This window comes from Thermanaerothrix solaris, assembly GCF_032334255.1.
Classification (GTDB): Bacteria; Chloroflexota; Anaerolineae; order Anaerolineales; family Anaerolineaceae; genus Thermanaerothrix; species Thermanaerothrix solaris.
Genome location: NZ_JAUHMF010000002.1, coordinates 427,147 through 453,064 on the forward strand (window position 1 = coordinate 427,147; position 25,918 = coordinate 453,064).

General features: G+C 59.8%; 23 protein-coding genes and 2 pseudogenes. 3 read left to right on the plus strand and 22 right to left on the minus strand.

What is annotated here, in order from left to right; all coding sequences use genetic code 11:
• Positions 1–68: 68 nt before the first annotated feature.
• Together QYE77_RS10095 and QYE77_RS10100 are read right to left on the minus strand one after the other, a co-directional pair.
• Complete coding sequence (locus QYE77_RS10095; protein WP_315625283.1) at positions 69–950, minus strand: CRISPR-associated ring nuclease; 882 nt, start codon at positions 948–950, stop codon at positions 69–71.
• An 82-nt stretch (positions 951–1,032) separates the two neighbouring features.
• On the minus strand, positions 1,033–1,509 hold the full coding sequence (locus QYE77_RS10100; protein ID WP_315625284.1) for a hypothetical protein: 477 nt from the start codon (positions 1,507–1,509) through the stop codon (positions 1,033–1,035).
• Between the two features lie 143 nt (positions 1,510–1,652).
• Here QYE77_RS10100 and QYE77_RS10105 point away from each other — a divergent pair, with 143 nt between their 5' ends.
• On the plus strand, positions 1,653–4,064 hold the full coding sequence (locus tag QYE77_RS10105) for an endonuclease MutS2 (RefSeq protein ID WP_315625285.1): 2,412 nt from the start codon (positions 1,653–1,655) through the stop codon (positions 4,062–4,064).
• Between the two features lie 143 nt (positions 4,065–4,207).
• Here the strand turns inward: QYE77_RS10105 and QYE77_RS10110 are convergent, their stop codons facing one another.
• The 17 genes and pseudogenes from QYE77_RS10110 to QYE77_RS10185 form a co-directional block, all read right to left on the minus strand.
• Positions 4,208–7,720 (minus strand): AAA family ATPase, encoded by a 3,513-nt coding sequence (locus tag QYE77_RS10110; RefSeq protein WP_315625286.1) that lies wholly within the window; start codon positions 7,718–7,720, stop codon positions 4,208–4,210.
• A 20-nt stretch (positions 7,721–7,740) separates the two neighbouring features.
• A complete protein-coding gene (recN, locus tag QYE77_RS10115) occupies positions 7,741–9,504 on the minus strand; it encodes a DNA repair protein RecN (RefSeq protein WP_315625287.1) in 1,764 nt (587 codons plus the stop codon).
• A gap of 13 nt (positions 9,505–9,517) precedes the next feature.
• A complete protein-coding gene (locus QYE77_RS10120; RefSeq protein WP_315625288.1) occupies positions 9,518–10,042 on the minus strand; it encodes a B-box zinc finger protein in 525 nt (174 codons plus the stop codon).
• On the minus strand, positions 10,039–10,908 hold the full coding sequence (locus QYE77_RS10125; protein ID WP_315625289.1) for an NAD(+)/NADH kinase: 870 nt from the start codon (positions 10,906–10,908) through the stop codon (positions 10,039–10,041). Before QYE77_RS10125 ends, QYE77_RS10120 begins: the two co-directional genes overlap by 4 nt.
• A gap of 39 nt (positions 10,909–10,947) precedes the next feature.
• The gene (locus tag QYE77_RS10130) at positions 10,948–11,463 is read right to left on the minus strand and encodes a CRISPR-associated protein Cas4 (protein ID WP_315625290.1); all 516 of its coding nucleotides are present in this window, start codon (positions 11,461–11,463) and stop codon (positions 10,948–10,950) included.
• Positions 11,460–11,705: a hypothetical protein gene (locus QYE77_RS10135; protein WP_315625291.1), complete on the minus strand. Its 246-nt coding sequence runs from the start codon at positions 11,703–11,705 to the stop codon at positions 11,460–11,462. Before QYE77_RS10135 ends, QYE77_RS10130 begins: the two co-directional genes overlap by 4 nt.
• Entirely contained in the window at positions 11,677–12,360 is a 684-nt protein-coding gene (locus QYE77_RS10140; RefSeq protein WP_315625292.1) for a haloacid dehalogenase, read from the minus strand. The genes QYE77_RS10135 and QYE77_RS10140 overlap by 29 nt, the downstream gene beginning before the upstream one ends.
• Positions 12,361–12,783: a single-stranded DNA-binding protein gene (locus tag QYE77_RS10145; RefSeq protein WP_315625293.1), complete on the minus strand. Its 423-nt coding sequence runs from the start codon at positions 12,781–12,783 to the stop codon at positions 12,361–12,363.
• A 136-nt stretch (positions 12,784–12,919) separates the two neighbouring features.
• On the minus strand, positions 12,920–13,930 hold the full coding sequence (locus tag QYE77_RS10150; protein WP_315625294.1) for an ABC transporter permease: 1,011 nt from the start codon (positions 13,928–13,930) through the stop codon (positions 12,920–12,922).
• Positions 13,927–15,441 (minus strand): sugar ABC transporter ATP-binding protein, encoded by a 1,515-nt coding sequence (locus QYE77_RS10155; RefSeq protein ID WP_315625295.1) that lies wholly within the window; start codon positions 15,439–15,441, stop codon positions 13,927–13,929. Before QYE77_RS10155 ends, QYE77_RS10150 begins: the two co-directional genes overlap by 4 nt.
• A 59-nt stretch (positions 15,442–15,500) precedes the next feature.
• Positions 15,501–16,340: pseudogene (rbsB, locus tag QYE77_RS15375) on the minus strand (ribose ABC transporter substrate-binding protein RbsB); the annotation flags it as partial.
• Between the two features lie 27 nt (positions 16,341–16,367).
• A pseudogene (gene rbsB / locus QYE77_RS15380) lies at positions 16,368–17,291 on the minus strand (ribose ABC transporter substrate-binding protein RbsB); the annotation flags it as partial.
• Between the two features lie 116 nt (positions 17,292–17,407).
• Entirely contained in the window at positions 17,408–18,373 is a 966-nt protein-coding gene (locus QYE77_RS10165) for an ABC transporter permease (RefSeq protein WP_399390585.1), read from the minus strand.
• A 21-nt stretch (positions 18,374–18,394) separates the two neighbouring features.
• Positions 18,395–18,790 (minus strand): D-ribose pyranase, encoded by a 396-nt coding sequence (rbsD, locus tag QYE77_RS10170; protein ID WP_315625298.1) that lies wholly within the window; start codon positions 18,788–18,790, stop codon positions 18,395–18,397.
• Positions 18,787–19,704 carry a ribokinase gene (rbsK, locus tag QYE77_RS10175; RefSeq protein WP_315625299.1) on the minus strand — a complete coding sequence of 306 codons (918 nt, stop codon included), beginning with the start codon at positions 19,702–19,704 and terminating at the stop codon, positions 18,787–18,789. Before rbsK ends, rbsD begins: the two co-directional genes overlap by 4 nt.
• The gene (locus tag QYE77_RS10180; RefSeq protein WP_315625300.1) at positions 19,701–20,702 is read right to left on the minus strand and encodes a LacI family DNA-binding transcriptional regulator; all 1,002 of its coding nucleotides are present in this window, start codon (positions 20,700–20,702) and stop codon (positions 19,701–19,703) included. Before QYE77_RS10180 ends, rbsK begins: the two co-directional genes overlap by 4 nt.
• Before the next feature lie 488 nt (positions 20,703–21,190).
• Positions 21,191–21,412: an aldehyde ferredoxin oxidoreductase N-terminal domain-containing protein gene (locus QYE77_RS10185; RefSeq protein ID WP_315625301.1), complete on the minus strand. Its 222-nt coding sequence runs from the start codon at positions 21,410–21,412 to the stop codon at positions 21,191–21,193.
• A gap of 170 nt (positions 21,413–21,582) precedes the next feature.
• Here QYE77_RS10185 and QYE77_RS10190 point away from each other — a divergent pair, with 170 nt between their 5' ends.
• Positions 21,583–22,080 (plus strand): pyridoxamine 5'-phosphate oxidase family protein, encoded by a 498-nt coding sequence (locus QYE77_RS10190; protein WP_315625302.1) that lies wholly within the window; start codon positions 21,583–21,585, stop codon positions 22,078–22,080.
• 18 nt (positions 22,081–22,098) lie between these two features.
• Positions 22,099–22,584, plus strand: coding sequence for a nucleotidyltransferase domain-containing protein (locus QYE77_RS10195; protein ID WP_315625303.1), 486 nt, complete (start codon positions 22,099–22,101; stop codon positions 22,582–22,584).
• Between the two features lie 84 nt (positions 22,585–22,668).
• Here the strand turns inward: QYE77_RS10195 and QYE77_RS10200 are convergent, their stop codons facing one another.
• The 3 genes from QYE77_RS10200 to QYE77_RS10210 form a co-directional block, all read right to left on the minus strand.
• Positions 22,669–23,070 (minus strand): DUF2087 domain-containing protein, encoded by a 402-nt coding sequence (locus tag QYE77_RS10200; protein WP_315625304.1) that lies wholly within the window; start codon positions 23,068–23,070, stop codon positions 22,669–22,671.
• Positions 23,071–23,158: 88 nt separating this feature from the next.
• Positions 23,159–24,556, minus strand: coding sequence for a dihydrolipoyl dehydrogenase (lpdA, locus tag QYE77_RS10205; protein ID WP_315625305.1), 1,398 nt, complete (start codon positions 24,554–24,556; stop codon positions 23,159–23,161).
• Positions 24,557–24,648: 92 nt separating this feature from the next.
• Positions 24,649–25,917, minus strand: coding sequence for a dihydrolipoamide acetyltransferase family protein (locus tag QYE77_RS10210; protein ID WP_315625306.1), 1,269 nt, complete (start codon positions 25,915–25,917; stop codon positions 24,649–24,651).
• Position 25,918: the final 1 nt, after the last annotated feature.

The window sequence follows — 25,918 nt, forward strand, 5'->3', positions numbered from 1 at the left end:
GTGTCGCTTTCCCCCTCGCAGCGACTCCCGTACGGGCGCTTTTAATGTAACAAGTCCCAACATCTTTGTCATGAGGGTTTTCCCGTATTTTTATCCTGCTGATATTGGAAGTACAACCCCAGTAACGCTACCAACTGCGCTCGATTCACGTCTTCCAGCCCCCAATGTACCGCCGCTTTGCTGTAAGCCGAACGCAGATGCTGCTCGACCGTGCGCTGTGAGAGATGCAAGGTCTGCGCTAGCGCTGCATCGCTCAACCCCTCGCGCACCAACCGCTCCACCACCCGCCGCTCGCCCCAGGTCAATACAGTTTCAACAAAGATCTGGGCTTCGCGGGTGCGCTTTTCTAAATCCAGCCGTTGCAGATGGGCTAATGCCTCATACGGGTCCTCAATTCCCCGCAGGTGCGTCAGCGCCGGCGAAAGCGCTTCCCGTAGCGGCACCGGGATGGGGATCAGGTGTACCTCGTCCCCCGGCTGCGGATGCAGACGGCGACTGGCAAGGAATTCTCCTGCCGAATAAAGATGCCACAGCGCGTCTTCCTTATCAAAGAGCAATTGCGCGGTGACCAGGGCAAACACACTGAGCGTTTTACGCCCACCGGCCAGCAACAGATGCAAACGCTCGCCGTTTTGTTTTGCCCGCCATACGCTACGATAAAGCACCCGAAACGCCCATTGAATGGCGCTGGGGGTCTCAACATCGCTCACGATGCGTCCGTTTCTATCCTGAATGGGCGTCAGGTCCAGCGTAATACGATCACGATAGGGCGGCATGGCAAACGCCGTGCGTAAGGTTTCCACCGCCTGCTCAATGGTGGCGTTTCCCCCGGTATGAATGACCTCCACCCGGCTTACTGGCTCTTGACGATCTAACAACAGATCCAGCCCTGCGGTAACGACCTGCGGCTCCGTTCCTAGGGTGGCGATGAGAGCACACTTTGCGGGCAAGGGCGTCCCCCTGTGGATAGTAGTCGTTGTGAATGCGGCGAAGATAGCATTATTATAGCAACTTTTTGGCCTAAAGAACCTCTCAATCCCCTTTCAAACCGGTCTCTAACCGATCGAGATGGGGTTGAAATTCTGGCATGCCCAATTCCAGAGTAATGGTCGGCATTGTTTCCTCGCCGGCAAACACCGGCACCGAAAAGCGCCGCGCGTGAGCCACTTTGGTCAGGCGCTGATTTTTCATCACCATCACCGGCGCGTAAACCAGGTCGGGGTAAGCAATGGCCGCAGTTGAACTGCCGATGATGATCACATCTCGCGCCTTCCACTGCCGTAACAGGAGCTCGGTTTCGGCATCCTTAAGCGGGCGGGTATAATCCACCTGAATCTCACCCACGCGGCGGCTGGTTAACACCTCAATTTCGACATTGACCACCCAACCACTGGGCGGTACGATGAACTCCCCACAATCCAGGTCAAATAAATTAAGCGGGTGGGCGGTAACGTTGAGATATTTCAGCCCATTTGGCCCGATGAAAGGTGTGATCTCAGGGTTGTTCATGATGGTTGATCTCTCCCCACAGAGTTATACATTGCAGGCTGAGGTCAGTTCAACCCAACCCTAACCGAATTTTAATCCAAAACTGCGTTTTGAGCCTGCTCTGACCAATGGAAAAAGCAAAAACAGGGTAAAATCATCCTGCCATGGACGAGAAATCTCTCCACATGCTGGAGTTTCCCAAGATCCTGGAACGTCTGGCGGGGTACGCCGCGTTCAGCGCCTCGGCGGAACTGGCGCATGCTCTACGCCCCAGTACCGATTTTGACGAAGTGGCGCGGCGTCAGGCGTGCACACGCGAAGCGCGCCATCTGCTCAGCCGCCATGCCGAGATCAGCGTCGGCGGGGCGCGCGATGTCCGCCCATTGGTGACGCGCGCCGCCCGCGCCGGCGTGCTCTTGGGGCATGAACTGCTGGAAATCAAGACCACGCTAGAATCTGCGCGTGACCTGGCGCGTTTCTTTGAACGCCGTGGGCAGGAATTTCCCCACCTGGCGGCCATTGCCGCCCGCATGGCGCCGCCCCCTGGCTTGATTGAAGCCATCTCACGTGCCGTTTCAGAACGCGGTGAGGTGCTGGATAGCGCCTCGCCCCGCCTGGCCAGCCTGCGCAGTGAGATCAAGATCGCTCACGAACGCCTGCTGGGGCGCTTGAATGCGATCATGAACGATCCCAAGGTGGCGCCCTGGCTGCAGGAGAGCCTGATCACCTTACGCAACGACCGCTACGTCCTCCCGCTCAAGGCTGAGGGCAAGGGCCACCTGCGCGGCATCGTGCACGATCAATCGGCCTCGGGGGCGACCTTGTTCATCGAGCCGCTGGCCGTGGTGGATTTGAACAATGCCTGGCACGAGTTGCAGTTGGCGGCACGGGATGAAGAACGCCGCATCCTGGCTGCGCTTTCGGCCCAGGTAGGGGCTCAAGCCGAAGCCATTACCACGCTGGTCGAAGCCCTGGCCGAGTTTGATCTGGCCTTAATGTGCGCCAAATATGCCGATGACTTACGCGCGGCTGAACCGGTGGTGCTGCCATTCAGACCCGCATCACCGGCACATCCCGGAAGTACCCTTCGTCTTTACCAGGCGCGCCATCCGCTGATTGATCCGGCGCGCGTGGTGCCGATTGACGTGGTGTTGGATGACAAAACCTACGCCGTGGTGATCACCGGGCCCAACACCGGCGGAAAGACTGTCTCGCTAAAGACGGTAGGCCTGTTGGTGCTGATGGCACAGGCCGGCTTGCACATCCCGGCCCAATCGGGCTCCACCCTGAGCCTCTTTGCCAATGTCTTCGCGGATATCGGCGATGAACAATCCATTGAGCAATCGCTTTCGACGTTCTCGGCACATATCACCAACATTGTGCGAATTCTGAAGCAAACCACGCCCCAGGCACTGGTGCTGTTGGACGAACTCGGTGCCGGCACCGATCCGCAGGAAGGATCGGCGTTAGCGCGGGCAATTCTGGCGCACCTGGTGGCACTGCCGGTGACCTGCCTGGTGGCCACCCATTACCCGGAACTAAAGGCCTTCGCCCACGCCACACCGGGCGTCGTCAATGCCAGCGTTGAATTTGATCTTCAAACTCTACAACCCACCTATCACCTGACGATTGGGTTGCCCGGGCGCAGTAACGCCCTGGCCATCGCCGAACGCCTGGGGTTGCCACCCTCCATTGTTGCTGCAGCGCGGGAGATGCTCAATCCCGCCGATCTGCGAGCCGAGGATCTGTTAGAAGAAATTCATCGTCAGCGCGACCTGGCTCAGCGGGCGCGCGCCGAGGCCGAGCAAGCCCGGGCCGAAGCCGAGGCACTGCGCCAGGAACTGGCGCGCCAATTGGAACGCATTGAAGAGGAACGCCAGGCTATCCTGCGCCAGGCGGCAGAGCACGCCGAGGCAGAACTGGCGGCCCTGCGCGCAGAGATTGAGCGCTTACGCCGAGAACTGGCACGTGCCCGCCTCCCACTTGAAGCGATTAAACGGGTGGCTGAAACCGTAGAAGCCCTGGGTGAGCAGGCCGAAAAGGCGCTCAGCCCCGCTGTCGCCCCGACCACTCCGCCTGAACGCCCGGAACTCGGCGAGCGGGTGCGCATTCGCTCGCTAGGGCTGGAAGGCACGGTGGTGGCCCAGGGCGATGAGGACGTGGAAGTACAATTGGGCAATCTGCGCTTGCGCACAGGACTCCACGATATCCAGCGTGCCGGAGTTACGGAGACTCCACCGTCACCGCCTCCGGCTACTCCGCGCCGGCGCAAGACCGCTCCCGCCTCGGCAACTCCCAGCCCAACCTTGATCGCCCCTTCGCCGGGCCTTGAACTCGACCTGCGTGGACAGCGTGCCGATGACGCTTTAACCGCGCTGGAGCGCCACCTGGAAGCCGCTTACTTGGCCGGCCTGCCCTTCGTGCGCATCATTCACGGCAAGGGTACCGGTCGCCTGCGCCAGGCCATCCGCGAGGCGCTGGGGCAAAACCCCTATGTGGCGACCTGGGAACGCGGTCTGGAAGGCGAGGGTGGCGACGGCGTGACTATCGCCCGTCTAAAAAGCGAGGCTACTTAAGCTCAAAGGGCTGAAAGTGCTCCGCTTGTTTTCACTTTCAGCCCTTTTTGCAGAGGGTCCCTTGTACCTCTGCCCGGTTGGCAACGCGCTTGTTTGACTAGAGTATACAATCCGGGCGTTGCCAAAACGTGGACAAAAGAGCCTTAAAGGGCAGGATTTAGCCACTGCTGGAGGCGCTGTTCGAAACGCTCACGCAGATGATCGGCGGCCAAGTTGTGAAGCAATTGGTGGCGGAGCGTTGTGAGGCGCTGCTGGAAAGTGTTTTTGATCTCACTCTCCTCAATGGCTTGCAGTGCCAGTCCCAGCCCCAGGGCTTCAAATAACAGGGATTGGTACGCCTGAGCCTGTTCGATGAGCAAGCGCGCATGGCGGAACAACAGATCTCGCGCCTGTTGGCGATGGGCAATGTAGGCCTGTAATGCGTGATAGCGGAGCAACAGGTACCCCATTTTGCGTTGGGCGGCTTCGTCTGCGGCCTGGTGGGCGATGCGCTGGGCCTCTTCCAGGTTGCCCAGGGTATAGTGGGCTTCGGCCAGGGCCATCTCCGCCGCCAGGGCAACGTGGGTCACTTCGGCGGTGCGGGTCAGTTCAATGGCGCGGCGAAGGAAATTCAACCCGCCCTGGGATTGACCGCTGAGCACCAGCGCCCAACCCAAGCGGTAAAGTGCCTCGGTGGAGGAATGCAGGTCCTGGGCAACTTCCAGGCCGGCGCGGAACTCGGCCAGTGCGGCAGCGTAATCCCCCAACGCCAGCCACAGGTCACCCTGGGTGACGTACACTTCGGAAAGCACCGGATTGCGCTTGTTGAGTGCGGCGACTTGCGTCCGGGCCAGTTCCAAGGCTTCCCAAGCCGTCTGAATCAACCCCAACTTTAAACAGACCTGTGCGCGGCAGAGCCATAACCGCGCCGCCAGAGCTGCATTGTCCCACCGTGCGGCTTCTTGCAGACCTTGGTGGCAGGTTTCCAGCGCTGCTGTGAAGTCACCCATTTCTTGTTGCGCCAGCGCTAACGCCAGAAGGGCCCGACCACGATATCCCAGGGCGTAAAGGGCGCGGCTTTGTGCCAGTGCCTGTTCCGCGAACAGGCGGGTGCGCTCCGGCCAGCCCAGGATGTAATAGGTCTTGGCCAGTTGATACCGGGCATTCCCCAGTGCCCGTTGCCCGTTCAGAGTTTCTGCCGCCTGTCCCATTTCCAGCACGCGTTGGTAGAGCAACACGGCATCATAAAACCGCTGAAGCAAGAGCAACGATGCCGCTTTGCGATTAAGCGCTTCCATTTGCTCTTCGAGGTGGCCGCTCTTCTCGAGGTAGGGCAGCGCCTGTTCAAGGAAATTTAGGGCCTGACGGGCCTGCATGCGCGCTGTGGCAACCCGTCCCAGGCCGCTCAGTCCGCTTCCAATCATCAGCGCATTGTAGCGTTGTTCACCGTGGCGCAATAAGGCGGTATAACAGCGCTCGCTGGTCTCCAGGTCATAACGGTTAAACGCCAATTCAGCCCAGCCGGTGTATAACCGGTGGATCAATTCTATGCTCAACGGGCGTTCCAGGCGTAGTAATAGTTCTTCTGCGCGCTGAAAGGCGCTTTCAGCCGCTTGCGGTTGGGCATCAAGGGCGGCCTGATAAGCCGCTTCGACCCAGTAATGGGCAGCCAGAGATTCCTCGCCACCGGCTTCAAAGTGTGTGGCAATTTGTGCGGCTGCGCTTTGAGCCTCACCACCGGCTTCCAATGCCCGCGCTGCCCGCAAATGCAAGAATTGCAAGCGGGCTTCACTTGATTCCAGGAGCAGGACCTCACGAATCAGGGGGTGTTGGAACGTATAACCCCCACGGACCTGGTCACAAGGGCGTACGAGGTAAGCCCGTTCCATCTCTTCCACCGCTTCCACCACCGCCTCAGCCGGTTCCTGCAACATAGCCTCGAGAATATCCAAACGGAAGGTTTCGCCCAGGACGGCTGCCGCCAGCAGGATTTGGCGCGTCTGAGGGCGAAGCAGGTGTAGTCGTTCGTTGGCCAACGCCCGCACGCTTTGGGCGACCGGGAAGGTAGTGGGCAGGTGTTCCGGACTAAGGTCGGGGTTGGCTTCTAACAAAGCGCGCAAGGTCTCCAAGACAAAGAGGGGATTGCCACCTGTGGCCCGTGCCAGGGCTTCCACCCAGGTTGAGGGAGCTGACTGACCCAAAGCGTAGCGAACAATCTGCGCAACGGCCGAAGCCGTCAGCGGATTAAGAGGGATGATCTTTAGCAGCCAGGAAACCGGCGAGGTGGTCAGGAAGGCTTGCAGGGCGGGGTTGGGTTCCTCGGGTCGCGCGGCGATGACCAAAAGATTGCCGCGGGTGAAAAAGCGTTGCGTGACCAGGTGGGTCAGGGTGTGCAATGTGGCTTCGTCGCACCATTGGGCATCATCCAGGAATAAAAGTAGCCGCCCATGTTGGGAAAGGCGGCGTAAAACATGTTCTATGGCTGCTGAAAGATGTATTTCACGGTTTTCGATGGGAGCGGGTGCACCCGCTGGTATATAGACGGCGAGTTCAGGCAAGAGGGGGAGCAAAATTTGCACCCAATGGGGTGGCAAGGTCTGCCATTCTTCGGTCAGCACCGCCTCACGTAGCGCCTGAACCAGAGGGTGATAGGGGGTATCTCGTTCATGAGCCAGGCCGTTCGCCAGCACCAGGCGCGGCGCAGGTTGGAGGGATTGATAGAGTTCAAACATCAGGCGGCTCTTCCCACTGCCGGCCTCACCCCAGACGATCGCAATCCCACCCTGAGACGCCATGGTGCGCAGAGTTTCCAACGCCTCATCCCGACCCACAAAGGGGACGTGGAGGGTGCGCAGGCTGAACCAGGGCGCCGGCTCCGGTGGACGGGGCTGTAAGAGGGCTTGGTGCAAGCGCTGACACAGAGCACGGTATTCCTCAGGCACCTCGGTGATGCCCTCCGCAGCGAGGTCGCGTTGCACCCGTTCACACTCTTCCTGCGCTGCTTGGTACTGGCCCAAATCGCACAACCAGCCGATCAGGTGGGCCCGTAACCGCCAGTGAGACTCATCTATTTGTAGTGCTTGGCGCGCCCAGTGGATGGCCTCATCCAAATCACCGCTCAGGGCCGCGTGCTCGGCTAATACTTCCAGGCTGGTCAGGAGGCCGTTTTCCAGGGTGGCCGAGGTGTAGGTGAGCCAATCATCGAAGGCTTCGGTCGAAGGTAACTCCACACCGGCCAAGAAACGCTGCCCGCGCCACAATCCCACCGCCTTGCATAGTTTTTGATACGCGGCCTCGGGTAATGGCGCGGTGAGGGGTAATTTGAGATAAATGCGCACCTGGTGCAACAGGGTCTGGAATTCGCGCGCATCTACATAAACCTGGTTTTGATCCAGGGCGACCAGGTCTTGGGCGGTATGGAGCAATGTAGGTAGGGGTAACGCCGTGCGTAGTTTGCTCAAAGTCTCACGTAGGTGACGGCGCGCGCTCTCTTCATCTTCATCCGGCCAGAAGAGGTCTAAGAGCGTTTGGCGACCTACCGGCTCTGATTGCGCGGCGAGGTAGTAGAGCAACGTACGCAATAGGCGGCGCTGAATCCTCAGCGGCCGCCCGCCATATTCAATTTGAGGGGGGCCAAGGAGCAAAATACGGAGTGGAGGAACACGCTCAGAATCCATCTGGCCCTGCTTTCACCATGTTAACCATCCCTTACTTGCACCCGAGTCGTCAATAATACCTGCCTTCGTTGTTGGGCCTGTTCTAGGGTCTCCTGCGCCGCGCTCAGATGCGCTGCGCTTTGCCCCCCCAGCATTTGCGCCAATTCGGTGACTCGCGCTTTGCCTTCCAATGCCTGCACCTGGGTGGTGGTGCGTCCACCCTGCACCTGCTTGCGCACGCCGTAATGATGATCTCCGTAGGCGGCCAGCTGGGGCAGGTGGGTCACGCATAAGACCTGATGATGGCGCGCCAGCAACCAGAGTTTTTCGCCTACCACGCTACCCACCCGTCCTCCAATGCCCTGATCAATCTCATCGAAGATCAGGGTGGGGATAGCATCTGCCTGAGTCAGAACGCGTTTCAGTGCCAACATCAGCCGCGAGGTCTCGCCACCCGAAGCAATCTTGACCAGGGGCTTCAGTCCTTCGCCGGGGTTAGGGGCGATCAGAAACTCCACCTGGTCGAACCCACGCTCATCAATGTGCACGTTGCGGCCATCGTCGAGCGGCAGGCCATTGGGATCTTCCAAGAAGGTGATGGCGACTTCAAACCGTGCCCCGCTCATGCTCAGGTCAGCCAGTTCGGCCTCAACCGCCCGCGCCAGACCGGTAGCGGCTTCGCGCCGGCGCGCCGAAAGCGCCAGGCCGCGCTCACGCAGTTGTTGTAAGAGCACCTCGCGCTGAGCCTCTAATTCGGCAATTCGTTCGGTTGCGTGGGTAATGGTATCCAGATCCTGGCGGGCCTTTTCGGCATAGGCGAGGATGGCCTCAATGCTGCCACCGTATTTGCGCTTGAGGCGCTGGATAAGATCCAAACGTTCTTCGATTTTTTCCAAACGGCGTGGGTTATATTCGATTTGTTCCTGATAGCGGCGCAACTCACGCGCCAGGTCTTCGGCCATGGCGAGCAGGGTCTCGGCCTGCTCGCTCAGTCCGTGTTGGCTGGGGTCAAGGCGCGCGATGGTATGCAATACCTGAGCCACCTGCCCCAATACATCGGTTAACGGCGGAGTCTCGCCTTCCCCCTCATCCAGCAACAGCAAGGCTTGCCGTATCTGGGTGGCTAAGTGCTCGGCATTCGCCAGGCGATTGCGCTCCTGGCGCAGTTCGTCTTCTTCGCCGGGTTGCAGATTGGCGGCTTCGATTTCTCGAATTTGAAAGGTGAGCAGATCCACGCGCTGGGCGGCATCGCGCTCGGCCTCGCGCAGATTCTGGAGTTCGCGTTCCAGGTGTCGCCACTCGCGGTAGGTTTGGCGGTAGGCTTCCACCCAGGGCGCATTGCCGGCGTAGCGATCCAGCAGGTGCAGATGCTGGCGCACGTCCAACAGCGAGAGGTGTTCAGATTGGCCGTGAATGTCCACCAGTAACCGCCCAATCTCGCGCAACAAACCCAGGCTGACGCTGCGTCCATTAACGCGCGCCAAGCTGCGCCCACCTTGGCGCAGTTCACGCGCCAGCAGAACATGCTCACGATCCTCGTCGAGCAAGTTCTCGGCGTCCAGCATGGTTAACAGGGGTTCACGGACTGAGGGGGTGATCTCGAACACCGCTTCCACGATAGCGCGGTCGGCGCCACTGCGGATGAAGGTGACATCGGTTGGGCCACCCAGCACCATCATCAGCGCATCCAGCAGGATAGATTTACCTGCCCCGGTTTCACCGGTGAACACGGTCAACCCCGGCTCAAAATTCAATTCCAGGTGCTCAATGATGGCAAAATTCTCGATCCGCAGTTCGCGCAACATCCCGTGCCGCAGCCTAAATCTTTATTCCGGTCAGACGATAGAAAACGGTGCTTCCAACCAGAGCGATATAAGCACCTTGCCACAGCAATGGCCAGAGGGAAATCCCATTCCGACCCAAGAGAAGTCCGGCCACCTGGACCAGGATCAGCACGGCGCCGCCGATCACGGCAGCCAGGGTTGCGGCGCGGTAGAGCCAGCGTGAGCGCCGCCGCTGGGTGATCCAGCGCACTGCCTCGGCCACAATCACCCCCGCAACCGGCGCCACAAAGAGGGTGAGGAACCCTAGCAGGCTGGCAATCAGGCTGCCCAGAAAACTCAATACACCGGCAACCACCACGGCCAGGGGGTAATCAAACCATTGGGCGGTGTCAAAGACTTTCTGCTGGGATCGCACACAATCCTTGCAGCGGTAGCCGGTGGGGGTGAGCACGGCACATTCCGGGCAAATGGGGCGTTCACAGCGATTGCAACGCAACAGGGTTTCACGTTCAGGATGGTTGACGCAATAAAGTGGGCCGGGGGCGTTTGTGCTCATCATTCATTATCCATTGCAGCGGGGTTGAGTTCCATATAGGCATTAATGTTGCGATAGAAATAACCGCGATCTTGAAAGCGGATAAATTGAACCGTGTTGTGGTTGGCCTGCACCCGCACCACATCATCATTTTCCAGCGGAAGTGGCGGTTGCCCATCCACACTCATGACCGCTTGATGGCTGGATTGCACGGTCACGGTGACCACTGACTCGGGTGGCAGGATGACTGCACGGTCCATGGAGAGATGGGGGGCTACGGCCACGATGAGGATGCTACGCAGTTCCGGCGGCATGATCGGCCCACCCACAGCCAGGGCATATGCCGTGGAGCCGGTGGGAGTGGCGACGATCAACCCGTCGGCGATGTAGGTGCTTAACGGGTAGCCATCTACGGTGGCGGTCAGGCGCACCGGGCGGACAATCTGTCCCCGGCATACCACCACTTCGTTGAGCACGCTCCATTCACCCAGGACCTGCTCCCCGCGCAGGTGAGATGCCGTCAACATCATGCGTTCTTCCAACCAGTACTGGCCGCTCAAAAGCAGGGGCAAGCGGCGCGGCCACTCGTCCTGACGCACTTCCATCAAGAAGCCGAACCGCCCCAGATTGATCCCTAACACCGGGATGTGTAGCGGGGCACACACATGTCCCGCGCGCAACATGGTGCCATCGCCTCCCAACGCGATCAGCACATCGGCCTGTCCGGCTTGCAGATGCTGGCGCAGGCTCGGCAGCGGCGCACAGATCACCACCGCGTAACCCTGGCGCTCCAGAAATTGCTGCACGGCCTCAGCAACCAGCGGGGCTTCGGCCATGGTGGGATGATAACCAATCGCAAATCGCTGCGGGAGAGGGTGTGGGCTGGACATCTGTTTCTATTATACCAGCCTGACCTTTTTGGCCGGGTTTCAAAGGCGCTGGTCGCAATGGGCACGATAGCCACAGTGCGCGCAACGGGTAACCTCGTTGTGGGAACGCACGAGCGTGCGCGGGGTGGCATTTTGCATTTCAGTCAGCAGGTCGCGCAGGGTTTGCTCGGCCTGTGGCGTGTAATCAATGGCGAAAGTGCGATTGCGATAACGCAGCACACCGTAGGGTGGACGGTGGCCAGTATGACTTTCAATTAACAAGCAATAGGCCAAAACCTGGTAAATATGCCCTAGATGGGGTTGTAAAGGGGCTTCACGGGCTTTGACTTCAACCGGGATAAGCACATCCCCTTGTTGAACCACATAATCCGGCTTACCGCTCAAGCCGGTTTGGGGATCGAACAACACCCGCTCGGTGGGGCGCAGCGGGTGAAGATCGGTGTAAAGCAGGCGTCCGAGAGGGAGACCGGCGCGCTGCTGTTCACGCCGCCCTTGCCAGAGCAGGAACAACGCCACCAGGACTAGCAGGGAGACAAAAATCAGCCCAATGATCATTGAAGCCAATATAAAGTTACCAGGGCTACCAATAAGAGCATTGCAAACAACAACAGCCCCCAACCGGTCAGTTGAAGCAAGCGGGCGCGGAAAACACGCCGCCCGTGGGCCGCATGGAAGACCTCACCGGCCTGCATCTGGGTAAGGTTGGCCGATTCCACCCCCTGTAAACGATACCACCAGGCACGGTGACAGTAGAGGTAGGTAACCAGATCAGAGGCGCGAATCGGGCGCGGACTCATCGCTGGTTTCGGGCAACTGCTGGGCCAGACGATTGAGGGCCTGCTGTAGCCGCTCTTCGCGCAGGCTCAGGGTCAAATCGCCACGGGTGCGTTCGACGATACCGCGCACCAGGTCAGTCTGGCGACGCAGGTTGTTGGTTAACGCATCCGGGTAATCCAGGGTTACCAGCAGGTTGTAAATTTCGTCCATCCAGGTCAGCAGGCGTTCGGCCTCTCTGGAATAGCCTTGGCGCAGGATATCCAGACAGCGGCGACGTAGTTCACCCACCACTTCGGCTAAGCCGTTGAGGTAGATGGCATAATCCAGGTGCAGGGCTTCGGGGGTAGGAAGAGGACGATCCTCGATGATGGCACAGGTGAGGGTGGCCTCGGCGTATTCTTTCAACGCGTCCTGGGTGTAACCGGCGTAGAAAATCTGGGGGTAGGTCTGCGCCAGGTTTTGTAATTGTTCCGCCAGGGCGCGGGCCTGGGCCAGGAAGGCGTCGGCGTGATCGCTCTCACTGCGGTGAATGGCGCGGATGGCGTACGCCGAGGCGCGTGTCAGTTGGCGCGCCTGGGTGAGGGCGGCCTCGCGGGCCTGATTCAGCGCATCCAGTGCGGCGTGCACCTGGCGGGCAAAGGCTTCAAAATCGTCTAGCCTCATCTCAGCGGCCATTTAGAAAGGGATCTCATCCTCTCCCTCGATGGTTTCTTGGGGCTCGGCTTCGAGCATGGCCCCTTCAGCGGTCTCACCCCGGGCGCTGAGAAATTTCACCGTTTGAGCCCGCACCTCAAAGGAAGCGCCGGCTGTGCCATCACGGCGCTGGAAGATGCGCGGGCTACCCGTAGACGTATCGGGGATGAGGGTGCCCTCGACCAAGACGCGGCTACCTTGGCGCAGGTATTGGTTGCACGATTCGGCTTGTTTTCCCCATACCGTCACTCTGAACCAGATCGTCTCGTTTACCATTTGACCATCCGCACCGGTATAGCGGCGATTGGATGCCACCGAAAAACTGGTGACAGGTTGTCCATTAGGCGTAAAGCGCATTTCAGGATCGCGCCCCAAGTTGCCCACAATAATGATCTTATGATACATCCCTGGCCTCCTCTAGAGCCTCGCAGAAGATTCCTTACACGTCACAGAGCCGCCTTCGTGTTTTATTGCTCGATGAGATAAAGGATGTATTTATTATACTGCACGACCAGGGGTAAACCGAAAAAGCGAGGGCGCTTTATGCGCCCTCGCTCGTCTTCTCTTGTGGCGTCACCCGCCGCAGTTTGGGACTGCGCCGCTGCTTGATAAAGTAATCCAACGTCACTGCCAAGATGAACACCAAGCCTTTGATCACTTGCTGGTTGTATGAGGGTACCTCCAGCAGGTTAAGCCCGTTTGAAAGCACGCCGATGATGAATGCCCCGGCCAGGGTGCCCGGGATACTTCCAACGCCGCCGGCCAGACTGCTCCCACCCAATACCGCCGCTGCGATGGCATCCAGTTCCAGCCCTACCCCAATGTTGGGCTGGGCCGACCACAATCGCGCGGTGAGGATCAAGCCGCTCAGCGCGGCGGTGGCACCGCTAATAATGTACACACACAACTTGACCATACCCACGCTTACGCCTGCCAGGCGGGTGGTCTCTTCACCCCCACCAACGGCGTAGATGTGCAATCCCAGCGCTGTTTGCGAGAGCAGCAGATGAATCAACACCGCTACCACCAGCAGAACCCACACTGGCAGTGGTACCCCGAGCAGGCTATCACTACCCCAAAATGTAAAGGCGCGGTCCAACCCGGCAATTGGGCGTCCCTGAGTATAGACCAGAGTAAGTCCGCGCGCAATGGCCATGGTGGCCAAGGTGGCGACAAAAGGTGGAATGCGGCCCCACACAATCATCGCTCCATTAAGCAGGCCAATTCCCGCGCCCGCCAGCAGGCCGATCAGCAAACCCGGATAGGTCCCCAGTCCACCGCGCGTCGCGAGCCCTGCTGCTAGTGCCCCGCTCAGTGCGGCTACTGACCCCACCGAAAGATCAATTCCACCCGTTATGATGGTCAACGTCATTCCCATCGCGGCTAATGCCACCAGGGTAGATTGCAGCGCCACCGTGAGGAGGTTGTTTAGGGTCAAAAAATCCGGTGAAAGGATAGCGAATCCCACCCCAATCGCCACAAGGATCGCGTAGGTACTGTTACGGCGCAGGAACTCACCCAGGCCAGGGGCATGATTCAGTGGCTGGCTCATGCTGCTACCCTCCGTTCCAGTTGTCCGGTTGCTGCCTGCATGATCAAGTCTTGGGTGGCCTCCTCACGGCTGAATTCAGCCACGATGCGCCCCTCGTGCATGACCAAAATGCGATCACTGACGCCCAAAATTTCCGGCAATTCCGAGGAAATCATCAGAATTGCCATGCCTTGAGCGGCCAATTCGCTCATCAAGGCGTGAATCTCGGCCTTCGCGCCCACATCTACGCCACGAGTGGGCTCATCCAGAATCAGCACTTTCGGGTTGAGGGTCAACCAACGCGAAATGACCACTTTCTGCTGGTTGCCACCCGAAAGATTACGCACGCGCTGATTCAAACTGGGGGTACGCACGCGAAGGCGTTCGATGATGGTTTTTACCATCTGGTTGATGCGCCGATCATCAATAAAACCCAGCCGCGAGAGGCGTTCCAACAGACTGGCTCCAGCGTTAAAGCGCACGCTCTGCCCCAGGAATAGCCCCTGCGATTTGCGGTCCTCCGGCACCAACCCAATGCCCAGGCGAATAGCGTCGCGGGGGGAACGGATATCCACCTTCCGTCCATCTATCCAAATTTCACCGGCCTCAGCGCGGTCGGCCCCAAAGAGCAGGCGTGCCAAGTTCGTGCGCCCCGCTCCGACCAACCCGGCCAAGCCGACAATCTCACCCCGATACAGTTCCAGGCTGACCCCACGCACTTCGCGCCCGGCGTGCAGGTTCACCGCGCGCAAGACCGGCTCACCGCGCCGGGTGGGCACCTTGGGGAAAAACTCGGTCAGTTCGCGCCCAACCATCAAGCGCACTACGTCTGCCGGGGTGAAGTCGCGGGCCGGCCCAACCGCCACCAATTGCCCATCTCGCATCACGGCAATTCGGTCTGCCAGTTCAAAAACCTCTTCCAGACGATGGGAGATGTAGATCAAAGCCACACCTTGATCGCGTAGCGCTCGTACCAAGCGGAAGAGCGTCTCTGTCTCGCGCTCGGTGAGGGCGCTGGTCGGTTCATCCAGGGCAATCAGGCGCGCATTGTAAGAAAGGGCTTTGGCAATCTCCACCAGTTGCCGCTGGGCGATGCTTAAATCAGCCACCCGCGCCTGCACCGGCACATCAATCCCCAAGCGATCCAATTCGGCCTGAGCCTGATCGTAAAGGCGCTTCCAATCCACCCAAAAGCGCCAACGCCGCGGCTCACGCCCCAGGAAGATGTTCTGACCCACCGTCAGTTGGGGGATCAGCGCCAGTTCCTGGTGAATCATGGTGATGCCCAGTTCCAGCGCCTGGCGGGGTGAGGTGATGGAGACCGGTTGGCCTTCGAGGTAAATCTTGCCGGAATCCAGCGGCACCACGCCATTGATGATGTTCATCAGGGTGGATTTGCCGGCTCCGTTTTCCCCAACCAGGGCAAGGATCTCACCCCCATAGACGTCTAAACTGACATCATTGACCGCCTGGACACCGGGAAAGGCTTTTGAAACGTGTTCTAGTCGTAAGCGTGGGATGGTTTCGTTCATATCACCTCGGCGGGAATGTGGGGGGCGAGACAACTCGCCCCCCATCGCAATGCCCAGGGTTATTTAACGGTGTCCTTGGTGACCAGCGAGAGCGGGACGGGAATGTACGACTCGACCTTCTCGCCCTTGAGGTACTTGACGGCGGTTTCGACGGCGAGTTGGCCCATCAGGGCGGGTTGCTGGGCGACGGTGGCCGCCAGCTTGCCGTCCTTCACAGCCTGGACAGCATCGTCAATGGCATCGAAGCCGACGAAGACGATGCCGGTGCGGCCGGCGGCCTCAGCGGCCTGGATGGCGCCGAGCACCATCTCATCGTTGTGGGCGAAGACGCCGGCGATATCGGGCTGGGCCTGGAGGATATTCTCGAAGACCTTGAGGCCCTTATCGCGGTTGAAGTCGGCGGTCTGTTGGGCGACGATCTTGGCGTCCTTGCAGTTCTGGCTCATGTACTCGTTGAAGCCCTGGCCGCGGTCACGGGCGGCGGAGGTGCCGGCGATACCCTGGAGTTCGACCACGTTGCCCTTGCCGCCGATGGCCTTGCAGAGGAACTCTGCGGCCATGCGCCCGCCGGCGACGTTGTCGGAGGCGATGTGGCTGACGACCTGGCCGCCGTTGGCGCCGCGATCAACGGTGAAGACGGGGATACCGGCGGCGTTAGCCTTCTGGATGGCGGGGACAACGGCGTCGGAGTCGGTGGGGTTGATGAGGAGGGCGGAGACCTTCTTGTTGATGAGGTCTTCGATGCCGGCGGTCATCTTAGCCGAGTCGTCCTGGGCGTCCACGACGATGAGTTTGACGCCCGCAGCATCGGCAGCTTTCTGCGCACCATCGCGCAGGGTGACGAAGAAGGGGTTGTTGAGGGTCGAGAGCACCAACCCCAGCGTGATCTCACCGGCGGGCTTGGGCGGGGTCACACCCAGCGATTCGGCCGTCACCAGGTTGAGCGGGACGGGGACGTACGACTCGACCTTCTCGCCCTTGAGGTACTTGACGGCGGTTTCGACGGCGAGTTGGCCCATCAGGGCGGGTTGCTGGGCGACGGTGGCCGCCAGCTTGCCGTCCTTCACAGCCTGGACAGCATCGTCAATGGCATCGAAGCCGACGAAGACGATGCCGGTGCGGCCGGCGGCCTCAGCGGCCTGGATGGCGCCGAGCACCATCTCATCGTTGTGGGCGAAGACGCCGGCGATATCGGGCTGGGCCTGGAGGATATTCTCGAAGACCTTGAGGCCCTTATCGCGGTTGAAGTCGGCGGTCTGTTGGGCGACGATCTTGGCGTCCTTGCAGTTCTGGCTCATGTACTCGTTGAAGCCCTGGCCGCGGTCACGGGCGGCGGAGGTGCCGGCGATACCCTGGAGTTCGACCACGTTGCCCTTGCCGCCGATGGCCTTGCAGAGGAACTCTGCGGCCATGCGCCCGCCGGCGACGTTGTCGGAGGCGATGTGGCTGACGACCTGGCCGCCGTTGGCGCCGCGATCAACGGTGAAGACGGGGATACCGGCGGCGTTAGCCTTCTGGATGGCGGGGACAACGGCGTCGGAGTCGGTGGGGTTGATGAGGAGGGCGGAGACCTTCTTGTTGATGAGGTCTTCGATGCCGGCGGTCATCTTAGCCGAGTCGTCCTGGGCGTCCACGACGATGAGTTTGACGCCCGCAGCATCGGCAGCTTTCTGCGCACCATCGCGCAGGGTGACGAAGAAGGGGTTGTTGAGGGTCGAGAGCACCAACCCTAACGTGATTTCACCGCTAGGGGCGGCGGTTGGGGTCGCGGCGGGTTGGGCCGGCGCGCAGGCCGCCAGAACCATGGCCGCGAGGACCAACAGATGGAATAACCAGGTTACACGTTTCATCTTTCTCCTCCTTTTCTTACCAGGATTTAGATACGTTGATTAGACGACTAAACGTTAACTGAGCCGATCTCTGGATCACGATTTTTTTTCGCTTCCAACCTCCTTTCCAGGCCCGCTTAACGTGAGGGCGGGCTGAATGCTTTGTACAGCAAGAGTGCCAGGGCAATCACCACCCCCTTCACGACCTGCTCCCACAGCGGGGACACATTGAGCAGGTTGAGGCCATTGTTGAGGGTTTCGATCAACAACGCCCCCAACAGGGTTCCGCCCAAACCGCCTTCACCGCCGGCAAAACTGGTGCCACCGACAACCACGGCGGCGATGGCGTTGAATTCATATCCTTGGCCAATGATGGGTTGTGCGGAGTCCAGGCGCGCTACCAGTACTAGCCCGGCCAGTGCAGCACAGAACCCCGAGATCGCATAAACCAACACAGTGATGCGCTCGGTAGGTATGCCGGCCAGGCGCGCGGCGGTCGGATTATCCCCCAGCAGGTAGATATAGGCGCCGTAGCGGGTGCGGGTGAGGAAGATCCACCCCAGCAAGAAGACCAGTGCTGTCAGCACGATGGGCACGGGGATACCGCTCACCACACCGGTGCCAATCCAGCGGAAGGTCGCCGGTAGCCCGGTGATCGGTTGCCCCTGGGTGTACATCAGGGTCAATCCACGCGCCACGGTGAGCATGCCCAACGTGGCAATAAAGGGCGGGATGCGTGCCTTGGTAATCATCAACCCGTTAATGACGCCCAGCAGTGTGCCGATGCCCAGCGCCGCCAGCACCGCCAGCCCAACCGGCTGCCCTTGTTTCATGAGCGAGGCGCCGATGGTCACAGCCAGAGCCAGCACCGAACCCACCGAGAGGTCAATCCCTCCGGTGAGAATGACCAGGGTCATGCCCACGCTGACGATGCCATTGATGGTGGCCTGGCGCAGGATGTTGATGAGGTTTGAGGCGGTGAGAAAACGGTCCGAAAGCAGCGTCAGCGCCAGCATCAACAGCATGAATGAGAAGACCAGTCCGAAGCGCTGAATGAAGGCGCGGCGGTCAAAACGAAGCGCAGCCGGTTGAGTTACCGTCATCATTCACTCCATTCAACGGGGTTAAAAGACCACCCCAGCCACCAAGATGACGTTGGCGTAAGGGGTGAACTCACCCGTGCGCACTACGGCGCGGGCGCGGTGGCACAAATCTTTCAATTCCTCATGACTAACCTGTTCAAAGGGCACGCCGGTCAGCAGAGTTTGCAAATCCTGCATCACCTGAGGACTGACGCGCACGGTCTCGTTGGCGATGATGGCCCGTTCGACCTGCATCTCGCTGAGTACCGTGCGTACCGTCTCAATGAAACCGGGCACTCCACGAGTCAACGCCAGGTCAATTCGGTAGGTCTCGGCAGGAATGGGCAACCCGGCATCGGCGATGACGACCATATCGCCGTGTCCCAGGCTGGCAATGAGTTCGGAAAGGGCGGTATTAAGCAAGGGGGTCTTCTTCATGGCTGACCTCTCTCTTTCAGAAATTGGAGCAATTCATCGCGGCGGGGCATGGAGGGCTGGGCGCCGGGGCGGGTAACGGCAATGGCGCCGGCGGCATTGCCCCAGATGGCCGCCTCGCGCACGGATTTACCCTCGCTCAGCGCCAGGGCGAACGCGCCGGCAAAGGCATCGCCTGCCGCCACGGTATCCACAACGGTCACTTTATACGCCGGTAGATGTTCACGTTGGTCTCCAATGGCCAACAGTGCGCCTTCCTCACCCAGGGTGACCACCAGGTTGCGCGCACCCATGGCTTGCACCGACCGGATGGCGGCTTCGCGGTCGCTTTCACCTCCCGCCAGCAGGGATAATTCGGGTTGGTTGGGGAGCAGGTAATCCACCCGCGCCAGCAAATGGGGCGGCAGGGGGCGAGCCGGAGCGGGATTGAGCACGACCTGTAACCCATAGCGATGCGCCAGGTCGGTGGCGGCTTCCACGGCATCCAGGGGGCATTCCAGTTGCATCAGCAATACCTCGGCGCCCTTAAAAGCCGCCTCGGCGGCGTAAACATCCTGCGCCGAGACACGCCAGTTGGCCCCCGAGGCGACAACAATGGTGTTCTGACCTGCCGCATCCAGGGTAATCAGGGCGACACCGGTGGGGGCATCTGGATCGCGGCGGATGTAGGTGGTATCCACGCCGTCTTGGGCGACGGTGGCCAATAAAGCCTCTCCGAAGGCATCCTGCCCGACCCGCCCGATCATTCGCACCTTGCCCCCCAAGCGCGCCACGGCCACGGCTTGATTGGCCCCCTTGCCGCCGGGGAAGGTTTGAAAATCACTGCCGATGATGGTTTCACCGGGCTGGGGGTGGCGCGGCGCCCGCACCACCAGGTCCATGTTTAGACTACCTACGATGACAACCGTTCCACTCATAAGACCCTCCGTGTGGTTTCACGCTCGATCAGGGTGGTGGGGATAACCACGCGCCGCGCCGGCAGGTTGCGGTTGGCGATGCGTTCCAACAGCAAGTGCACCGCGGATTGTCCCAAGGCCACTTTGTCCTGGCGAATGGTGGTCAAGGGGGGAGAGGTGTAAGATGCCAGTTCAATATCATCAAAGCCGATGATGGCGACCGCATCCGGCACGGCCAGCCCCAGTTCGGCCAGGGCGCGCAAGGCGCCGATGGCCATCATGTCGTTGCAGGCAAAGATGGCAGTAGGAGGATGGGGAAGTGTGAAGAGTCGCCGGGTTGCCAGGTAACCTGAGCGGGGCGAGAAATCACCCCGCACGATCAAATCTTCCTCCACTTCCAACCCGGCTTCGCCGAGCGCCTGGCGGTAACCGATCACGCGCTGAGCGCTGGGGGTGAGGTGGGAAGGCCCGGTGATGCAACCGATGCGCCGATGCCCCAGGCGGATAAGATGACGCGTGGCGAGCAGGCCGCCTTGGAGATTGTCGGCAAGCACGGTATCCACGTCCAGATGGCTGAGTTGGCGGTCTACCACCACGACTGGGACCTCTTGTCGCATCAGATCTTCCAGTGACTGACTGCGGTCACCAGCGGCAACGAAGATCAATCCGTCCACCTGCTTGGTCGTCAGCACTTCCACATAGAGGCGCTCTTTATCCAGTTCGTTTTCGCTGTTGCCGAGGATGACGTTGTAACCCTCACGGAAGGCGGCATCCTCAATGGCGCGGGCGACCTCGGCAAAGAAGGGGTTGGCGCTATCGGGCAGGATCAGGCCAAGCGTGCGCGTTTCACCGCGGCGCAGAGAGCGGGCCAGGACGTTGGGGCGGTAGCCCAATTCCTCCATGGCTTGCAGCACGCGCTCGCGCGCTTCGGGTGAGACGAAGCGGGTGTTGTTGATGACATGGGAAACGGTGGTAGGGGAGACGCCGGCACGCGCGGCAACTTCGCGAATGGTGGGCATAGGACAGGGCTCCGCAAAGGATTGCGCAAAGGTTTGCGCAAACGATTGCAGTACTAATATAGCGATTTTAAAATCAAAAGTCAATAGGTAATTTTCACCCGCGTCTGGGTGTTATTCTATTTGCCCCTTTGGTTAGGTCCAACCCCCTGTATGCGCTAATCGGTTTTGAGGCGACCTTCCTTACCGCTGGGCTGCTGCAAGAAGAATTTGTTTGGTGTGGATAGGCCTTATGGGGGCTATTGGAGGGCCGAAGGGCAGTCAGTGCCAGCGTGATCCTGGGCGTGAAGGGGTGGCTGTGGCATCTTCCTCTGGTAGTCACCCCGGGCAAATTCATGACCGATGATCCCATGCTATTCCTGCTTCTGGCCGTAGAGATTGGCCTGCCCTCGATCCTGATGATCTGGGTTTATCTTCAAGCGTGCGGCAGGGTCCTAGCAACCATGCTTTTTCACGCTACCATGTATTGGTCTATATGGGTTTCTTGCTGTCTATAACAAAAATCCTGCCCATCCTAACTCTGATGATAGCCCGGTGGCGAAAATTAGCGGTTGGCGCGGGTCGGTACCGTCGGCGTCGGATACAATCAGATCCCATAACAACCGCATAGCCACGCCCTCACCCCCAATAAAATCACGCACCCATTCCGCTGGAATGAGCCGGCTGTGCACCTCTCCCTTTGGTAAATCTATGTACAACCTTTTTTGTTCCATACGCACGCCCTCCTTGAGAGAAGAATTTAATCTGCTTACTCATTGAAGATAAACAAAACCGAAATTTCTCAACGTCAGATGCGGCTGAATTTTGAATTGCGCCAGTTGGTGATAAACTTTAACATCAAATCGTAAGGGTTATTTCATTTCTGGCGTTCTCGGAGGTTAGGGTGTCCAATCCCCACGTTTCTCGCCCCCGTTTTCCCGAGGGTTATCTACACAATCCCACTCGCTGGTTGGCCTGGGCAGAAGTGGAAGCGCGACTGCAGGCTGCGCTTCACTACTGGCTGGTGACCGTCTCTTCCCAAGGACGGCCACATGCTGTGCCACTGTGGGGAGTGTGGGTGGGGGGCTGTTTCTACTTTGACGGCAGCCCGCAGACCCGTCATGCGCGTAACCTGCACGATAACCCGCAGGTCATCGTGCATCTGGAAAGCGGGGCCCAAGTGGTAATTGTGGAGGGTGAAGGCATGAGCGTGCCCCGCCCTGAGCCCCCTCTGGCCGCGGCGCTGGCGGCAGCCTATGGCAACAAGTATGCCACACTCGGTTATACGCCAGCGCCCACGCAGTGGGATGAAGGTGGACTGTACCGGGTTGTGCCGCGTAAAGTGCTGGCTTGGAATGATTTCACCCAGGATCCAACGCGTTTCATCTTTCCCTCAGGATAACCCAAATCGGGGAATATAATGGACACGCGTTTCTTCGAGGTCCTTCGCCTGATTCATTCCCGCCTGCGCCTTCTCCCTTATCCCTGGGTGCTTACCGGGAGTCTGGGCATGGCTCTACAGGGGATGCCGGTGGCGGTGCATGATGTTGACCTGCAAACCGACCGCATTGGCGCGTATGCCATTGCCGACCGCCTGGTGGAGTTCATCACCCAGCCGGTGCACGAGTGGGTTTCGGAACGCCTACGCTCTCACTTTGGTCGGTTGAAAATTGGCGGTATCCAGGTTGAGATTATGGGCGATATTCAGAAGTGGGTTGACGGCGCTTGGGAGCCGCCGGTGGATATCACCCGTTACCGCCATTGGGTGGACTATGAAGGATTGCGCCTTCCGGTCATGGATCTGGCATATGAGTATCAGGCCTATCTCAAATTGGGGCGGTGGGCCAAGGCGGCGCAGATTCGGGCCTGGTTGGAAGCACAAGGACGTCCCCTTGACCCGCCGTAAGAAGTTTGTTCTCACCGTTACGGGGCAGCCTTTTCCCTATTCATTTCTTTGACTGGTTCCGGCTCAGTGGCGAAGCCGGGATGTTCAAGCGCTGTATTTACGCCGCCGTTCTTCGCGTTCTCGCGCGGCCTGCTCAACGAGATCGTCCAGATCCAGAGTCTCAATCTCGGGATCAAAAGGCTGGCTGAGCGGCCCTTGTGCCCGCCGATAGGCCTGGCCTGCGGTGTCTCGTTGCAAATAGCCGGCGTCTATCAAGTAGCGGCGGAGGGTGACGTGGTCAATGGGCAGGTTTTGGCCAAAGCGCAGGCACCAGCGCTGCAGATGCTGGTTGATTTCACCCTCCGAGTAGGTGCGATCGGGGGCTAATCCCACGACCGCACTGATTAGGAGCACATGGTGATCCTGGGGTTTGCGCGGCCAATCCCGCGCGCTCAACACCAGGGCGGTAAACCGTTGCTTAAATTGGGAGATCGAAAGGGTTTCCATGGTTATTTTCCTTTGGCTTAAAAAGGGTGGGACACCGCCGGCGCCCACCCATCAGATAGGTCTCGGATTTCAGACTGACCCCGCGGTGCTAAATATGAATGGCGTGCCCCTCGGCAGCATGGGCAGCTTCCATGATCACCTCGCTCAGGGTGGGGTGCGCATGGACGTTGCGCGCGATTTCGGCGGGAGTCAGTTCCATGCGTTGCGCGAGGGTCAGTTCGGGTAGTAGTTCGGTGACCTCCGGGCCGATCATGTGGGCGCCCAGGATCTCCCCGTATTTGGCATCGGTGATGATCTTGACGAAGCCGCCCGATTCACCCAATCCCAGCGCTTTGCCATTAGCCTGGAAGGGGAAGCGCCCCACTTTGACCTCGTAGCCCTCAGCCCGCGCCTGGGCTTCGGTGAGGCCAAATGAGGCGACCTGCGGCTGGCAGTAGGTGGCGCGGGGCATCATACGATAATCCAAAGTAGTCGTCTCCGCCCCGGCGATGTTTTCGGCGCAAACGATACCCTGGGCGGATGCCACATGGGCCAGCATCAGTTTGCCGGTAACATCCCCAATCGCCCAAATGCCGGGGACGTTGGTCGCCATGCGCTCATCAATCACGATGAAGCCACGCTGATCCAGGTGCACGCCGAGTTCCTCCAGCCCTAAGCCCTTGGAGTTAGGGCGAAAGCCAATGGCGACCAGCGCCTGCTCGGCTTCCAGCACCTGGGTTTGTCCTTCGGCGGAGACGGTTACCCGCGCGCCGTTCGGCGTAGCCTCAACCGCTTCGACTTTATGGCCGGTCAGGCAGCGAATACCGCGCTTCTCAAAGGCTTTTTTCAGTTCGGCGCTGATCTCTTCGTCTTCCAGCGGCAACAGGCGTGGCAGCATCTCCACAATCGTGACCTGACTACCGTAGGCGCTCCAGATGGTGGCGAATTCCACCCCAATGGCACCGGCGCCGATGATGATTGCCGACGCTGGGCGCTTCTCTTGCAGGATGGCTTCGAGATAGGTCACCACCTTCTCGCCATCTACGGGCCAACCGGCAGGCACGGCCACGCTGGCGCCGGTGGCGATGACGATGTTCTTCGCCTTCAGGTCGGTGGTCTTACCGTCTTTATCGGTCACCCGTACGGTGTCGCGGGCAGTAAGTTGGGCGGTTCCCATGTAAACCGTAATGTTATTCTTCTTCATCAGGAAGGCCACACCGCGGGTGAGGCGGTCGGACACCTGGCGCGAGCGCTTGACCGCAACGCTGTAATCCAGTTGCAGGTTTTCAAATGCGAAGCCAAACTCTTTACCGCGTTCGCGCAGGGTGTGGGCGACCTCCGCGTTCTTAAGGAGGGCTTTGGAAGGGATGCAGCCCACATTCAGGCAGACCCCACCGAGCCATTGTTTATCCACAATCGCCGTCTTCAGCCCCAGTTGGGCGGCGCGAATCGCACACACATAACCGCCCGGGCCGGCGCCAAGAACCAGAACATCATAATCGCTCATAGCAACTCCCTCTTGTGCCTTGATGAGCCTCCCTGCGCGGTAAGGGGGCAGGGAAGCAAGACATTACCCTGGATATTATACCTGGAAGCCGCTCAGGCCTCGGGCCAGGTCTGTAAGGTTTGCACAATCTTGCTTAAAAAGGCATCTGCCACAGCACCATCCAGAATGCGGTGATCAAACGTGAGGGAGAGATAGACCATGGGGCGAATGGCAATGGCATCCTCGACCACCACTGGGCGCGGGGTGATCTTGCCCACACCCAGGATGGCGCACTGTGGGGGCAGGATAATGGGAGTCGCAAAGAGCGAGCCACCCACGCCGTGATTGGTGATTGTGAAAGTGCCACCTTGAAGATCTTCCGGCGTCAGGCGGCGCCCTCGTGCCCGTGTTGCCAGATCATTGATCGCCCGCGCCATGCCCAGCAGTGAAAGCCCCTCCGCCTGGCGAATGACGGGCACGACCAGCCCTTCTTCGCCCAGTGAGACGGCGATGCCTAAGTTGATCGTCTCATAGACACGGATACCTTCATCCGTCCATGAGGCGTTGAGCAAGGGGTAAGCCCGCAACGCAGCGACGGTGGCGAGGGCAAAGTAGGCGGTATAGGTCAGGTTGACGCCATCGCGGGCAAAGAGCGGTTTATGGGCGGTGTAGTGCGTCACAACGCGCTTGAGGTCGGCTTCCATCACGGTAGTCACATGGGGGATGGTGCGCGCGCTGTACGAAAGGCGCTCAGCAATTTTCTGACGCATGGGGGTTAGGGGAATGAGCCGCCCTTCCGCTGCTTTCGGCGATGGGGCAGGGGGTGCCGCCGGTGTTTCTTCGGTCGGACGGAAGAGATCGCCCTCACCGGGGGTTTCCCAGGCCGCAGGTGCTTCTGGCGTGGTGGTTGGGTGGGTTTCGAGATAGCGCAAGACGTCTTTTTTGGTGATCCTTCCCCCCTCGCCCGTGCCTTGAATTTGGCGCAAATCGAGGTTGTGCTCGCGTGCCAGGCGGGCAACCACGGGGGAGATGAAGCCGAGGTCGCGGTCGCGCCCCGGCGGTGGGGGCGGCGCAGCGGGGGTAGCCGGCGTTTCCGTGGGGGTGGGGCTGACGGTCGCCGCTTCCTCACCGCTGAGGGCTTCGCCGGCGGCGCCGATCCAGGCCAGCACAGTGCCGGCGCGTACGGTCTGCCCGGCGGGCACCACAATTTGCAGCACGATTCCGCCGGCCGGGCTGGGTATCTCCGAATCCACTTTATCGGTGCTGACTTCCAGCAGGGGTTCAAATTCGGCCACGGCTTCGCCGGGTTGTTTGAGCCAGCGTAAGACCGTACCTTCCACCACCGATTCACCTAACTGAGGCATGATTACAGGGGTTGCCATT

What these genes read in the sequence shown, in the direction of transcription:
- QYE77_RS10100 (WP_315625284.1), bottom strand. Translation starts at nt 1,509, where the DNA reads ATGAACAACCCTGAGATCACACCTTTCATCGGGCCAAATGGGCTGAAA.
- QYE77_RS10105 (WP_315625285.1), top strand. Translation starts at nt 1,653, where the DNA reads ATGGACGAGAAATCTCTCCACATGCTGGAGTTTCCCAAGATCCTGGAA.
- QYE77_RS10110 (WP_315625286.1), bottom strand. Translation starts at nt 7,720, where the DNA reads ATGGATTCTGAGCGTGTTCCTCCACTCCGTATTTTGCTCCTTGGCCCC.
- recN (WP_315625287.1), bottom strand. Translation starts at nt 9,504, where the DNA reads ATGTTGCGCGAACTGCGGATCGAGAATTTTGCCATCATTGAGCACCTG.
- QYE77_RS10120 (WP_315625288.1), bottom strand. Translation starts at nt 10,042, where the DNA reads ATGATGAGCACAAACGCCCCCGGCCCACTTTATTGCGTCAACCATCCT.
- QYE77_RS10125 (WP_315625289.1), bottom strand. Translation starts at nt 10,908, where the DNA reads ATGTCCAGCCCACACCCTCTCCCGCAGCGATTTGCGATTGGTTATCAT.
- QYE77_RS10130 (WP_315625290.1), bottom strand. Translation starts at nt 11,463, where the DNA reads ATGATCATTGGGCTGATTTTTGTCTCCCTGCTAGTCCTGGTGGCGTTG.
- QYE77_RS10135 (WP_315625291.1), bottom strand. Translation starts at nt 11,705, where the DNA reads ATGAGTCCGCGCCCGATTCGCGCCTCTGATCTGGTTACCTACCTCTAC.
- QYE77_RS10140 (WP_315625292.1), bottom strand. Translation starts at nt 12,360, where the DNA reads ATGGCCGCTGAGATGAGGCTAGACGATTTTGAAGCCTTTGCCCGCCAG.
- QYE77_RS10145 (WP_315625293.1), bottom strand. Translation starts at nt 12,783, where the DNA reads ATGTATCATAAGATCATTATTGTGGGCAACTTGGGGCGCGATCCTGAA.
- QYE77_RS10150 (WP_315625294.1), bottom strand. Translation starts at nt 13,930, where the DNA reads ATGAGCCAGCCACTGAATCATGCCCCTGGCCTGGGTGAGTTCCTGCGC.
- QYE77_RS10155 (WP_315625295.1), bottom strand. Translation starts at nt 15,441, where the DNA reads ATGAACGAAACCATCCCACGCTTACGACTAGAACACGTTTCAAAAGCC.
- QYE77_RS10165 (WP_399390585.1), bottom strand. Translation starts at nt 18,373, where the DNA reads ATGACGGTAACTCAACCGGCTGCGCTTCGTTTTGACCGCCGCGCCTTC.
- rbsD (WP_315625298.1), bottom strand. Translation starts at nt 18,790, where the DNA reads ATGAAGAAGACCCCCTTGCTTAATACCGCCCTTTCCGAACTCATTGCC.
- rbsK (WP_315625299.1), bottom strand. Translation starts at nt 19,704, where the DNA reads ATGAGTGGAACGGTTGTCATCGTAGGTAGTCTAAACATGGACCTGGTG.
- QYE77_RS10180 (WP_315625300.1), bottom strand. Translation starts at nt 20,702, where the DNA reads ATGCCCACCATTCGCGAAGTTGCCGCGCGTGCCGGCGTCTCCCCTACC.
- QYE77_RS10185 (WP_315625301.1), bottom strand. Translation starts at nt 21,412, where the DNA reads ATGGAACAAAAAAGGTTGTACATAGATTTACCAAAGGGAGAGGTGCAC.
- QYE77_RS10195 (WP_315625303.1), top strand. Translation starts at nt 22,099, where the DNA reads ATGGACACGCGTTTCTTCGAGGTCCTTCGCCTGATTCATTCCCGCCTG.
- QYE77_RS10200 (WP_315625304.1), bottom strand. Translation starts at nt 23,070, where the DNA reads ATGGAAACCCTTTCGATCTCCCAATTTAAGCAACGGTTTACCGCCCTG.
- lpdA (WP_315625305.1), bottom strand. Translation starts at nt 24,556, where the DNA reads ATGAGCGATTATGATGTTCTGGTTCTTGGCGCCGGCCCGGGCGGTTAT.
- QYE77_RS10210 (WP_315625306.1), bottom strand. Translation starts at nt 25,917, where the DNA reads ATGGCAACCCCTGTAATCATGCCTCAGTTAGGTGAATCGGTGGTGGAA.